Source organism: Lentilactobacillus otakiensis DSM 19908 = JCM 15040 (assembly GCF_001434145.1).
In the GTDB taxonomy this organism is placed as follows: domain Bacteria; phylum Bacillota; class Bacilli; order Lactobacillales; family Lactobacillaceae; genus Lentilactobacillus; species Lentilactobacillus otakiensis.
Window position 1 is genome coordinate 486,927 of sequence record NZ_AZED01000014.1, and the last position, 12,259, is coordinate 499,185.

17 protein-coding genes and 1 riboswitch are annotated in these 12,259 nt (G+C 42.2%); of the genes, 7 read left to right on the forward strand and 10 right to left on the reverse strand.

Annotated features, from left to right (window positions below; all coding sequences use genetic code 11):
* Positions 1 to 32: 32 nt before the first annotated feature.
* Positions 33 to 1,223, reverse strand: coding sequence for a methionine adenosyltransferase (metK, locus tag FD05_RS09915; RefSeq protein WP_020280083.1), 1,191 nt, complete (start codon positions 1,221 to 1,223; stop codon positions 33 to 35).
* Positions 1,221 to 1,304: riboswitch (SMK box riboswitch) on the reverse strand. (Overlaps the previous gene by 3 nt.)
* 122 nt (positions 1,305 to 1,426) lie before the next feature.
* Between metK and FD05_RS09920 the strand changes: the two genes are divergently transcribed.
* Together FD05_RS09920 and FD05_RS09925 are read left to right on the forward strand one after the other, a co-directional pair.
* Positions 1,427 to 2,131, forward strand: a complete 705-nt coding sequence (locus tag FD05_RS09920; RefSeq protein ID WP_020280082.1) for a hypothetical protein — start codon at positions 1,427 to 1,429, stop codon at positions 2,129 to 2,131.
* A gap of 127 nt (positions 2,132 to 2,258) precedes the next feature.
* Positions 2,259 to 2,612, forward strand: coding sequence for a hypothetical protein (locus FD05_RS09925; protein ID WP_020280081.1), 354 nt, complete (start codon positions 2,259 to 2,261; stop codon positions 2,610 to 2,612).
* 193 nt (positions 2,613 to 2,805) lie between these two features.
* Here FD05_RS09925 and FD05_RS09930 read toward each other — a convergent pair whose 3' ends face one another.
* Both FD05_RS09930 and FD05_RS09935 read right to left on the reverse strand, forming a co-directional pair.
* Positions 2,806 to 3,717: a magnesium transporter CorA family protein gene (locus tag FD05_RS09930; RefSeq protein ID WP_020280080.1), complete on the reverse strand. Its 912-nt coding sequence runs from the start codon at positions 3,715 to 3,717 to the stop codon at positions 2,806 to 2,808.
* Positions 3,718 to 3,791: 74 nt separating this feature from the next.
* A complete protein-coding gene (locus tag FD05_RS09935) occupies positions 3,792 to 5,153 on the reverse strand; it encodes an amino acid permease (protein ID WP_020280079.1) in 1,362 nt (453 codons plus the stop codon).
* Between the two features lie 376 nt (positions 5,154 to 5,529).
* Between FD05_RS09935 and FD05_RS09940 the strand changes: the two genes are divergently transcribed.
* The 3 genes from FD05_RS09940 to FD05_RS11690 all read left to right on the forward strand — a co-directional run bounded on the left by FD05_RS09940 (position 5,530) and on the right by FD05_RS11690 (position 6,784).
* Entirely contained in the window at positions 5,530 to 6,087 is a 558-nt protein-coding gene (locus FD05_RS09940; RefSeq protein WP_020280078.1) for a cysteine hydrolase family protein, read from the forward strand.
* A gap of 149 nt (positions 6,088 to 6,236) precedes the next feature.
* The gene (locus FD05_RS09945; RefSeq protein ID WP_020280077.1) at positions 6,237 to 6,599 is read left to right on the forward strand and encodes a hypothetical protein; all 363 of its coding nucleotides are present in this window, start codon (positions 6,237 to 6,239) and stop codon (positions 6,597 to 6,599) included.
* 17 nt (positions 6,600 to 6,616) lie between these two features.
* Complete coding sequence (locus FD05_RS11690) at positions 6,617 to 6,784, forward strand: hypothetical protein (protein ID WP_156401571.1); 168 nt, start codon at positions 6,617 to 6,619, stop codon at positions 6,782 to 6,784.
* Between the two features lie 185 nt (positions 6,785 to 6,969).
* Here FD05_RS11690 and FD05_RS09950 read toward each other — a convergent pair whose 3' ends face one another.
* The 7 genes from FD05_RS09950 to FD05_RS09980 all read right to left on the reverse strand — a co-directional run bounded on the left by FD05_RS09950 (position 6,970) and on the right by FD05_RS09980 (position 10,869).
* The gene (locus FD05_RS09950) at positions 6,970 to 7,383 is read right to left on the reverse strand and encodes an Asp23/Gls24 family envelope stress response protein (RefSeq protein WP_039932284.1); all 414 of its coding nucleotides are present in this window, start codon (positions 7,381 to 7,383) and stop codon (positions 6,970 to 6,972) included.
* Positions 7,384 to 7,401: 18 nt separating this feature from the next.
* Positions 7,402 to 7,833, reverse strand: a complete 432-nt coding sequence (locus tag FD05_RS09955) for an Asp23/Gls24 family envelope stress response protein (RefSeq protein WP_020280074.1) — start codon at positions 7,831 to 7,833, stop codon at positions 7,402 to 7,404.
* Positions 7,834 to 7,864: 31 nt separating this feature from the next.
* Positions 7,865 to 8,047, reverse strand: coding sequence for a hypothetical protein (locus FD05_RS09960; protein ID WP_020280073.1), 183 nt, complete (start codon positions 8,045 to 8,047; stop codon positions 7,865 to 7,867).
* Between the two features lie 13 nt (positions 8,048 to 8,060).
* Positions 8,061 to 8,627: an alkaline shock response membrane anchor protein AmaP gene (gene amaP, locus FD05_RS09965; RefSeq protein WP_039932282.1), complete on the reverse strand. Its 567-nt coding sequence runs from the start codon at positions 8,625 to 8,627 to the stop codon at positions 8,061 to 8,063.
* 30 nt (positions 8,628 to 8,657) lie between these two features.
* Positions 8,658 to 8,909 carry a GlsB/YeaQ/YmgE family stress response membrane protein gene (locus FD05_RS09970; protein ID WP_020280071.1) on the reverse strand — a complete coding sequence of 84 codons (252 nt, stop codon included), beginning with the start codon at positions 8,907 to 8,909 and terminating at the stop codon, positions 8,658 to 8,660.
* Between the two features lie 337 nt (positions 8,910 to 9,246).
* Positions 9,247 to 10,269 carry a YdcF family protein gene (locus FD05_RS09975; protein WP_020280070.1) on the reverse strand — a complete coding sequence of 341 codons (1,023 nt, stop codon included), beginning with the start codon at positions 10,267 to 10,269 and terminating at the stop codon, positions 9,247 to 9,249.
* Positions 10,270 to 10,401: 132 nt separating this feature from the next.
* Complete coding sequence (locus tag FD05_RS09980; protein WP_020280069.1) at positions 10,402 to 10,869, reverse strand: MarR family winged helix-turn-helix transcriptional regulator; 468 nt, start codon at positions 10,867 to 10,869, stop codon at positions 10,402 to 10,404.
* 136 nt (positions 10,870 to 11,005) lie between these two features.
* Here FD05_RS09980 and FD05_RS09985 point away from each other — a divergent pair, with 136 nt between their 5' ends.
* Positions 11,006 to 11,830, forward strand: a complete 825-nt coding sequence (locus tag FD05_RS09985) for a LicD family protein (RefSeq protein ID WP_020280068.1) — start codon at positions 11,006 to 11,008, stop codon at positions 11,828 to 11,830.
* A 74-nt stretch (positions 11,831 to 11,904) separates the two neighbouring features.
* Positions 11,905 to 12,213: a DUF960 domain-containing protein gene (locus FD05_RS09990; RefSeq protein ID WP_014940100.1), complete on the forward strand. Its 309-nt coding sequence runs from the start codon at positions 11,905 to 11,907 to the stop codon at positions 12,211 to 12,213.
* Positions 12,214 to 12,259 lie beyond the last annotated feature (46 nt).

Consider the following 12,259-nt stretch of genomic DNA (forward strand, 5'->3'; position numbering starts at 1 on the left):
GAATTTTCAAGGGCGTTTTGCTTGTCAGCTGTTTATAACTTGAAATAGTCTTTTAACGCATCAACCTTATCGGTATGTTCCCAAGGAAGATCGATGTCTGTTCTTCCGAAGTGACCATACGCTGCGGTCTGTTCATAAATTGGCCTCTTTAAATCGAGCATCTTAATAATACCTGCAGGACGCAGGTCAAATAATGCTCGAGTTGCATCAATCAATTTGTCTTCAGATACTTTACCAGTACCAAAAGTATTAATATCGATTGAAACCGGTTTGGCAACCCCAATGGCGTATGCCAACTGGATTTCTGCCTCACTTGCTAAGCCGGCGGCAACAATATTCTTGGCAATGTATCGGGCTGCATAACTGGCAGAACGGTCTACCTTGGTCGCGTCCTTCCCGGAGAAGGCACCACCACCATGATGGGCATATCCACCATACGTATCAACAATAATCTTTCGTCCGGTCAAACCGGCATCCCCTTGAGGACCACCGATCACAAAGCGACCAGTTGGGTTCACCAGATAACGGGTCTTATCATCAAGGTACTTGGCGGGAATGACTTTCTTAATGATGAGGTTAATCACGTCGTTTCGCACTTGATCCAACCGAACACCATCATCATGTTGAGTACTCAAAACAACCGTGTCAACCCGAACTGGTCTAGCATTGTCATCGTATTCCACGGTCACTTCTGCTTTGGCATCTGGGCCCAGGTAGCCAATCTCACCGCTCTTACGCAGCGAGGCCTGTTTTCTCATCAGCTTGTGAGCTAATGAGATCGGTAGTGGCATCAATTCAGGTGTCTCGTTAATGGCATAGCCAAACATGAGTCCCTGATCACCGGCACCAATCTGATCTAACGGATCCTGGTTACCTTCACGCTGCTCTAAGGCATCATCAACACCTAATGCAATATCAGGTGATTGACCGTCTAAAGCAACAATGACACCACAAGAGTCGCCATCAAAACCGTAACGTCCATCTGCGTAACCGATCCGCTTGATGGTATTTCGGACAACCTTTTGAATATCAACATATGCCGTCGTGGAAATCTCACCGAATACAAATACTAAACCGGTCGTAACTGAGGTTTCACATGCTACCCGGGCATCCGGGTCTTTTGCTAACAAGGCATCCAGAATGGCATCACTGATCTGATCAGCAATCTTATCTGGATGGCCTTCTGAAACTGATTCCGAAGTAAATAAATGTTTTTCGCGCATTTCATTTTCCCCCTATTATTTTTTAAGGTTACAAGGCTTCTTCACGCATCACGTGAATCCTATCGGGAACTCATAACTCTACAATCTTATCATAAAAGTTTTGGATTTCAAACCTTATTTTTGGCTGTCCATTGACCATTCCACGCAAAACCAGTAGGATTATTTCTGTAATTATCTATTGAAAACAATCAGGGGGCAGCGAAATGTTAAACATTGACCGAAACACATTAATCCAATCAGGACTGCGCGTTTTCAGCATGCTCTTCATTTGGATGCTGTTTGCTAATATTTCATTAAAAATGTTCTTCATCAATCCTCGACTGCTGCATCTGGTCTTAATCGGTCTGGTATTCGCTGTTTTGTTGAACGAAGTTTCCCGACCACGTAAAAACGCCTTGATGGTGATTATCATTGACATCGTTCTTGGCATCCTGCTGGCCTCGCTGTATTTCGACACCCCCAGCATCAATGTCTGGCTGATATTAATTGACTTCGGTTTGGCTAACGTCCTGTTGATTTCTAATTTCATCGATGAGCCTCACTGTCGCTGGATTATTTACGGCTTCATCAGTGGCACCGGTCTGGTGTTGCTATTCACCACATCCTATCATCATTACTTCTCCTTGATTTCACTAATGTACATCACGTTAATGATCTTTGCTAACATTTTCTTTTCCTATTACGCGTTCATGAAACGCAACAATCAGCTTTCAATGATTATTATTTCCGTTTTAATTTTAATGCTCTGCCTAACCCTATCGATTTCATTTTTGAAAATCATTTTAATCGCCGCTATTTTAGCGTTTTATGTCTATTTTGAATCCAGGGTCAATTTCCGCAATTATGAAAAACGTGCCAATGTTTCAACGGTTTCGTTTCTCTTATTTTCACTTTTGATCTGTTTTTAAGGTTCATTTATTATAATTTTGTTAATATAGTTAATTTTCAGAAAAGAATCAGCTGATTTGCCACCGGATCAAAAACAATCGTGTAGTATTGCGTTGATTGATAAATTCGACAAGGACGGTGACAAGCGTGAACATTAAAGTAGTTGGTGATATCCGAGTAGGAAAAATACAGCCATCATTGACCGGAAATCCCATTGTTGACGATGTCCTCATTCAACATTTTTGTGATCGACTCAAGGAAAAATTACATTCACTGCAATTATTCGTTGATATTATCCCAGACCATTTCTTTGATGCTACTCAGCCATGTGCTGACATCATCTTAATGGATCGGCGGATCATCAGTGATCTTCCCGACGAACTGCTGATGAACTTTAAAATAATCGACATTGACCATAACGATATTTTACGAGGTAACGTAACCGGCGCGTTTGATGCACTCAAGCGATACGATACCGGCAAAAATGTTTCAGCAATTTAGCGAAAAGATCCCCACGGCAAAAGTTTGAGCTGCCGTGGGGATCTTTTTTTCGTTTGTTCTGCTATTATTTAGTTGAAACGTGCTCCAATCGGCTGATCCCGGCCATTTAAGCGCATCAATCAATCATTCCAAAACCAGAAATGATTGATTGATGCGCCTAAATTCTGGGATCAAAGTGCCGCTTGTCGCACTCTTATTTTTTGAACCTACGATCCTTTTTAATATAAACAATCATGAACAATACCATGACCATCGTCAAAACTATCGTGTAGAACCAAGCTTCACCGCGGCCGGCCAATGGGAGTTTGACGTTCATCCCATAAAATCCAGAAACAATCGGTGGGATCGCCAAAATGAGTGACCAAATCGTGAGAAATTGCATGGTTTGATTTAACTTATTATTCAAGATGTTGCCAAATGCCGACTCAGTTTCTCGAACAACGTCACCGACCACATCAAACATCGTCTGGCATTGTTTGTATTCAATCAGCAGATCGTCAATTTCTTCATGAGCTTTACTGGTCAATTCCGGTGACATCTGCAGATTGTCTTTGATGGTCGACTGCAGTTCCTGCAACGCGATCAAGTTTCCTGCGGTGGCGGATCGCAAGTATACCAAACTGGTTTTCAGGGCTGCCAATTCATCCAAACTGCGGTTACTAATAGCCCGATTATGCATCCCCTCAAGCTTTTCAGCCTTCTGACTGATTTCATCTAATTTGTCAAAGTATGGGGAAATCAAGGCAAATAATATTGCCAGAATATGTTCGGCCACATTTTGATAGTTCAATGCGGAACGCTCCGATACCAGCTTCGCCTGTTCTGCAGCGTGACACACCGTAATCAGTAATGAGTTGCTGAACCCCAGAAAAATCGGCGAAGTCAGCATTCGACTCTGCTTCGGATCCGCAATTGCCCGGACTACCAGCGCACTGAAACCGGATAAATCGTCAAAAGTTGCCCGTGGCTGCTCATGCCGATCAAGCATGTAGCCTTTAAATTTAGCCGGTGCCTGATAATCAGTCGTAATTTTATTTAGTTCATCTTCGGTTGGTGAAATTGCCTCAACCCAAGTATAAGTATCAAGTTTATGAATTTTAATCATCATTGTTCCTCGAAATCGTTATTTTATTGATAACTAAAGTCTAAATTTTTCCAGGAACGATTTCAATACCCAAGCTACTCAGACTTATGACGGCGCTGAGAAACCTGGTAGATAACCAGCATCGAGCCGATCGAAATTAATGAAATCACCATGGCAACCCGAGTTGAGCTGTTCACTAATAGGAATCCCAAAATGAATACGAAGAATGCCAAAGTCAGATAGTCGGTCAGTGGATAGCCAGGCATTTTGAAAGTCTTGCTGCCCTTTGGATGTGCCCGACGATATTTAATGTGCACAATAATCAAGACAACCCAAACGACCACAAAATTGATGGTTGACACACTGGAGACCAGACTGAAGACGCCGGATGGAATAAAGTAGTTCAATACAACAATGATCAGCAGAAAAGCGGTCGAAAAGTTTAATGCGATATTAGGGACACCATTTCGGCCTAATTTGGTCAAAAATGACGAGGCGTTGCCACCCATACTCAGGGCGTACATGGTTCGACTGGTACTAAAGAGACAGCTGTTAGTGGCAGAAACGGCAGCAGTCAATACCACAAAGTTCAAGATTCCGGCAGCACCGACGATTCCAACCCCGGAGAAGACCTGAACAAATGGGCTGGCAGTCGTGGTGATTTTGTCCCAAGGATAGACACTCATAACGGCGATCATCGAACCAATGTAGAATAATCCAATCCGAATTGGCAAACTGTTAATCGCCTTTGGCAGGTTGGCCTCCGGATCGTCGGTTTCCCCAGCCGTTAATCCAACCATTTCAATCCCGACGAAGGCAAACACAACCATCTGAAATGACATCAAGAAGCCCCGGGCACCGGTTGGGAAGAGCCCGCCGTGATTGACTAGTTGACTAAACGACGCGGTTGATCCATCAACATTAGTATGAAAAATTGCGAGGCCAAATCCAACGACAACGAGTAAAATAATTGCGACCACTTTGATCATCGAAAACCACGATTCCATTTCACCAAATAATCCGACATTGACCAGATTGGCACCAAACAGACAAAGTAGGATGATCAGTGGTGGAATCCATTGTGGAACGCCCGGGAACCAATATTTGATATAAATCCCAGTCGCCGTCAAATCGGCCATTGCCAAACTAATCCAGCAAAACCAATACGTCCAGCCGGTCACAAACTCCCAGCGGTCACCTAAGTAGATTTTGACAAAGTCCAGAAACGAATGCTTGGAAGTATCCGACAACAGAAGCTCCCCGATACCCCGCATTAGCAGGAAACAAAAGATCCCAACAATTAGGTAAGACAGAATAATCGCCGGTCCAGAGGTGTGAATAGCCGATCCTGACCCCAGAAACAATCCGGTTCCGATCGCCCCACCAATTGCGATCATCTGAATGTGTCGACTCTTTAACGAACGAGATAATGAATTTGCCTGATCCTTAGTTTCCATAGTGTCCTCCTTAAAATGATAAATAAAAAAACGTCCCCAGTACCAATTACAGTACCAGGGGCGTTCATAGACGCGGTTCCACCCAAGTTCCACAATACAATATGTATTGCCTCTCATTGCAGATAAGGCTGCCGCCATTAAGTATTGCCATATTGGGTGCCAGCTCTCAGCAAATGTCAGCTCTCTGTGAATATTTACCAGTATACGGTTCATATTTAAATTGTCAACCCCAAATCGTCAACACTTGTTCATGAATGACGAACATTTTAAAATTCAAAACGGCAAAACATTTGATTTTTCGGTAAATAGCGTGTATCTTTGAGCCAATAAAAGTTAATCAGACTTTTAATCAATTTAGGTTTAGGAGGAGACATTCATGGCATCTCATACTGCTTTATTAATTATTGATTATACTAACGATTTTGTTGCCGATAAAGGTGCGCTTAGCTGTGGCGAACCAGGACAAAAATTGGAACCCAGCATTTTAAAGTTGGCGGATAAATTTGTTGCCAACGGCGATTGGGTTATTTTGCCAACCGACGTGCACAAGCCAAACGATCCATATCACCCAGAAACGAAACTGTTCCCCCCTCACAATGTCCGCGGGACTTGGGGACGTGAATTTTATGGTGGTTTGTCAGATTGGTTCAAAAATCATCAAAACGAGGATAAAGTCTATATGTATGACAAGACGCGCTACAGTGCTTTCGCAGGAACTGATTTAGATATTCGCTTACGTGAACGCCATATCGATACGGTCCATTTAGTTGGTGTCTGCACAGACATTTGTGTTTTGCATACAGCAGTTGACGCCTACAATCTGTGCTACAACATTGTCGTTCATAAGAGTGGTGTCGCCGGATTGACTCAGGCCGGCAACGACTGGGCACTCGACCACTTTGAGCACGTTCTTGGCGCAACCGTTGAGGACTAGTCAAGATTTGATTTTGCAAAATTTCTGAATTTAGTGTTTAATGTTCTTCAGTAGACAAAATATCTTTTCGAGTGAAGATGGGACGAAACAATTGTTTGATGACCATCTTCTTGATGTTTCCAAATATTTTGTACTAGGGAGGAACGACAATGGCTAATAAAGTGTCCAGATACAATAATGACCAGTGGGAAACCGCTAAAGAATCTGTTTTGCAAGAGTACGAAGATTATAAACAAACCTTGCGTGATCAAGGGGTTGACTATACAATCAAAAATGCTCGGAAATTATTGATCTACCAGGACCTGGTTGCCGAGTGGCAGCATAAATTGGGAACCGTTATCACCGACCTTGAAGATAATCTTTTTGCATTGTCGGTTTTTGATGACCTCAAGAAGCGGAAACAAAGTTCACTTTTGTCCCGCGGGTATGAACACATTTCCAGTTGGCCTGACTTTAACCCAACTGCGCTTGCCTTGTGGCTGGAACTTGAGGAAGACGAAGCGATGGCTTAGTTTGTGAGGTGTGAATCATGTCTCATTTTGATATCTCCATGGTGCTAACGATCGCAATTGGTCTGATTCTAATGGTGTTAACCAACAATCGACCTTTTGCAATTACCTTAGCCGTGCTGGCAATCCTAATCACCATCATGATGACAATTAAGAAAATCTTGGATCGAAATAAATCTCATAACTGAATTAAAGGAGTGTGGAAAAAGGCGATTTACTTCCGTAGCGTAACTTAGGATCACTTTTTGAGCTGAAAGCTCGGAAAGTTATTCGTAGTTACGCATAGGAAGCGGCCTTTTGGAACACGTTCTGGCTATATAAAAGTGAAAATTAAAGAGCTGACCGCGGTCAGCTCTTTTTGTGTCGAACAAAATTATTTTTTCTTTTCACTTTTATCCTTCTTCTGATTATTCTTCATATACTCATCCCGTGTCTGTAATTCCTTCACGTGAATTTTAATTTCGGTTGGCTTTAAGTCGGTCATTTCCGTGATTGTCTGCGTCAACTTTGTCGTAATTTTATTGAACACAGTTGGGATACATTTGCCGTATTCCAGCACTGCATCCATCGCCAATTTGACTTCTTTATCATCGTTATCTAAATCTACCTTCACCCCAGTCGATGGATTCGTCTCATCGCTGAATCGATCGGTCACTGAATCAATCAAGTTACCCTCTAAGGACAACACACCATCCACATCGCGAACAGTGTTTCCGGCAATCTTTGCTAATACATCATCGTCATAAGTCAGAACGGTTGCTACGCTGCTGTTATTTTCTTGTGTCATGGTTTTTCCCTCCATTGGCTATTCAACTCTGTCATCATTAACAGTGTTGGCAATATCGTCTTTTTTGCGGGTGCTCTGCTGCTCCCACTCTTTTTTTGTCAAAACGTCATTAATGTTTAAATTGATTTCGACAACATCTAAACCAGTATATTGTTTGATGGCTTTTTGAGTCCGACTACAGATCTCATCAAAGATATGACGGGCATCGGCACCATATTCAATCGTGGCTTCCATATCCAGGGCAACTTGTTTTTCACCAACTTCGGCATCAATGCCCTTTGTCGGATCAGTTGTCTTGGAGAACCGGTCAGCCAGTTCACTCATCATCCCGCCGTCTAAAGACAGGACCCCTTCTACATTTCTCGAAACCAACCCGGCAATTTTTTCAATCACTGAATTTTCGAAGGTTAATTTCTTAGTTAAGTCTGGTTTGGTAACTGTTGCATCCATCGCAGTCATCTCACTTTCTATCGTTAACTTCCTACTCGTCGCTTACTAATTGACTGATTAAGCTTTTGATCCCGCCAAATTTCCAAATGACAGTGCCGATCAATGCCCCAATCAAAGTCAGTGCCAGTACAATCAGCATGCCGCTGAGTCCGCCAAAGACCCACACCACGCCACAGATCATACCGAAGATGGCGCCGTACATAATTGCATTCATGGACATCCTCCTCCTAAACCACTCGAGGGCGGCTGGCTTTCTGTCGTCTGTTTGAAGTTTCAAATGGAGTGACCTTCACCCGCACTTTTTTCACTTCAACATCCATCAACTGCTGGACCTGCTTGGTAACAATGGTTTGAATTTCTTCACCCAATTGGACTAAATCCTGATTCAATTTATCAACCGCAGTCACGGTCACCCGGGCAACCCGATTCTTGGTTCTTAATCGCAATTTTACTTTCACGTCATTCACATTTCCCTGTTCCATAATGCGATTCTGCAAAATCTTTTCAATCGCAGATTTGGAAATGGTCAGACGTCCGTTCGACGATTTGAATCGGAGCTGGTCGGCTTTTCTAGGTGTACAAATAGCGGTTATAATCATTATCAGACTAACCAAGGCAACGATTACTGAAATGGCAATCGCAGTCACCAAGATCCACGGGGTGCCGGTTTGGGCAGTCTTTCCGATCGTTGAGGAAACATGATCGATCGGAACAACTAAGCCAACCAGCCAAGCCGATTGAACAATTCCAATCAAACCGACAACCCATATGAGGAATTTCGTAAATCTGTTCAATTTGCAACCTCCTTTCTGAAAAGAGGTAAATTATCGGGCTATTCCACGAGTTACCATTGAAACAACCAAGACGAGGATAACAGCACCTACAATTGCAGGTAAAATTGCCATCCCGGCTAATTGAGGACCCCAGGAACCAAAGATTGCCTCTCCAAGCCATGCACCAATCAGGCCACCAACAATATTACCAATCCAGCCCATCGGCATGTCCCGGCTAACAATCGCTCCTGCAAGTGCGCCAATTAATCCACCAATGATAAGTGTCCAGAGTAAACTAAACATAATAATCATCCTTTCTTTAAATAAATTATGGAAATTATAGCTCCCTTGCTATGGTTACATTCTACAATAAGTAATCTATTATTGTGTGAATAAGTTGTGAAGAAAGTGGGTAATTTGTGTGAAAGAGTGTGAACCAAGCCGGTTAGCTTTTGAGCATTTGTGTAATAAGGCCCATTAACGCTGGGTCTGCGTTAATGGGCCTTATTGGACTAAGCGGAGAAAGCTGGCTTGGTGAACACGTTTCCGCTAGATAACAGTCGCAACTTTTCAATCCAACAGCCTAAACCCCCAACAAACAAAAAGAGCCGGCCAAAAGCCGACTCTCACAACGATTAATCTACATCACACCTAACCAAGCACCAATTCCCAACACAATTGAGCCAATAAACATCAGTCCAATCATCCAAATATGAAACTTTTTATGCATCACAACCAACGCCAAGTATTCACGAATAACGGCATTCGGCAAGTAATAAAACGGTGTCTTGGACCCAATTCCAAAAGCATTAATCCCAACTTCATGGGCCAAAATACCAGCCCGCAACGTGTGATAATTGCTGGTCACAAATGCAATCCTGGCTTTTTCAGATCCAAAGTCCCGATCAATCAGGGCTTTCGAAAATTTCATATTCTGCAGCGTATTAACTGACTGATCCTCAATCAGGGTATCTGCCCCTCTAGCTCCGTGCTCCAACGCATAGTCTCTCATGGCAACACTTTCTGGCACCAATTCGTCGCCGCCTTGACCGCCCGAAAAGACAATTTTGGCGTGCTTGTTGGTCTTGTGGATTTGTTTATTATAAAATTCAATTCCTTTGTTGATTCGCCCACCAAGCAAGCGACCAACTTTATGGCCATCGACCAAACCTGCACCTAAAATAATAATGTAATCTTTGTTGCTGCGAGGAAAATAAATTTGATACAGCAGCATAGAAGAAAGGGTATTCCAAACCGTCAGTAGCAGATAAGCAATCAGCATGGTTAAAAAGCTCATGACAAATGTTTGAATTGGGACTGGCAAATTAATGGGATTGAAGAAAATCAGAATATCCACCAAAACCACGCCGACACCGGCAATCAACGTCAGCGATCCACTCAAGCTATACCCTTCTTTGCGCCAGACAATCACTGCGTTCACAAATAAAAAGACAAAACTTAAGATTAGTCCCAAAATAACGGCTAAGCCAACAATCGCTAAAGCAACCGCCAAGACCAGTGCATAATATTTCTGGCCAATCATTTCAAATAATTGCAATAACAAGAACAATAAAGCAAGTAGATCCAAATTTGCCAACCAGCCAATGACTGATGAATTACGATTTTTAATTAAATATGTACCTAGTAGCACAGTTAAAGCCACGAAGACAACTCCGCTCACAAATCCTATCAAAGCCCGCCGATCCCCTCTCTATGAATCTGGTAATTTCGCAAAATAAAGGCCGGCAGCAAAACCAAAAGTTTTGTCCCGGTCCAAATATGGTGCCAAGAATGCTTATTTATTATAATTTTTGCTGTTCATTTCTTCAGCAGCAAATTCCTTGATAAATTTCAAAATTGCTCTGACTTTGTCGTCCCCGTAACGGCTAATCCAACTGTCAAATCGTTTAGTGATTAAATCGTTGACGTGCTTTTCAGTCTGCTCACCGGTCGGTGTCAGATGTAAATATAATCGACGGCGATCGCTTTCAGCCGGCTTCTGGAAAATATAATCATGCTGTAATAGAACTTTGATTTGACGTGAAATTGCACTACGAGTTACCCTTCGCTCGCTGGCAATATCCATTAGTGAAACGTTCTGTTTCTCAGCGATTGTGTGTAAAATTAAGTATTGTTCGAAAGACAATCCATACTTAGTTGCCGGTTCAGAAACAAAGTTATCTAAGTATTTAAGCGACGACAAATAAACGTCAATTGCTTCTTTCAATAGATCCTGATTTGTTTTGCTCATATCTGTCACCATTCCCCTTTAATTATTAAACCTTATATCACCTTAATTATATATTTTAGTAACCAGTGTCGCAACTAAATGGATTAACTTTATCGTTTTATTGATTTATGTTTTATAATTGTCTTATAACAAAAAAGGATTGATATCTATGGCAGATGAAGCAGTATCACTGATTCACCACGTTGAACTGAATATTTTCAAACAGTTTGCGGCAATCACCCACAAACATCACATCCACTATATTGCCCTCGGCGGGACCATGCTCGGGGCTGTCCGTCATCAAGGGTTCATTCCTTGGGATGATGATATGGATGTCGGGATGCTGCGGGCAGACTATGAGCAATTTTTGAAAGTCACATCAGATGACCTAAAAGACACCCACTACTTCTTGCAGACACCCTGGACGGACGAAAATTACGCTCTCAGCTATTCCAAGCTGCTTGACCGGAATACCTTTATCGAAGAAAAGAACAACGTCAATAACGCGCGTAAAGGGGTATTCTTGGACATCTTCCCACTAGACAAGATTCCAGACTCTCCTGCCCGTCAACGTCGGCAAATCCTTGATATGCGACGTTTAGACAGTCGAATCTATTTAAAGCTGCGGTATAACGTGATCGACAATCCAATTAGGAAGTTTCAAAATCCATTGTCTGAAGAACAAGTTGAGACTGCAGATGACTTCAAGGAACAACGCGAAGCTGTCATGACGATGTATAATGACAAGCCTGCTTTGACAAATGTTAAAAATCTGGCTTCACAATACGCTTACGACAAGGAAATTCTCAGCTTGGATGAGCTTAATGATATCGTCAACTTACCTTTTGAAGATACTGAAATTCGCGTGCCAGCAGATTATGATGCAATCTTGACAAGAATTTATGGGGATTACATGGAATTACCGCCGGAAAATGCCCGGACAGAGAAACACATTGTCCGCCTAATCACTGATAATCAAGAGTTTGAACTGTAACTAATTACTTGCGTTGACCAGATTATTTTGGTAGGTTACATATGATAAGCAATGTAGAAATGAAGGTGTTATGAATGTTTAATCCAAATGAATCCCGATTCGCCAGCTACACGATCGTTTCATCCTTACCTGATGAAGCAATTGATAATGTTTGGTACATCATCGATAATGATTTGCAGGGCGTTTTCCAATTATCAAATTTGATCACATTTAATTTAGTTAATAACGATGGCAATTTATCCTATGATTTTATTCAGGGAAATGAATTGGTTGCCACTTTTGATTCACCATACCCTTACGATAACGGCTATCCAAAGTCGCTGGTCGTCTATGACAGCGGTGACCGCCAAATCATTGCGACACCGTCTGAAATTAATTTATAAATCGTAAATAAAAATGACTTGGAAATGAATTCCAAGTCATTTTTTG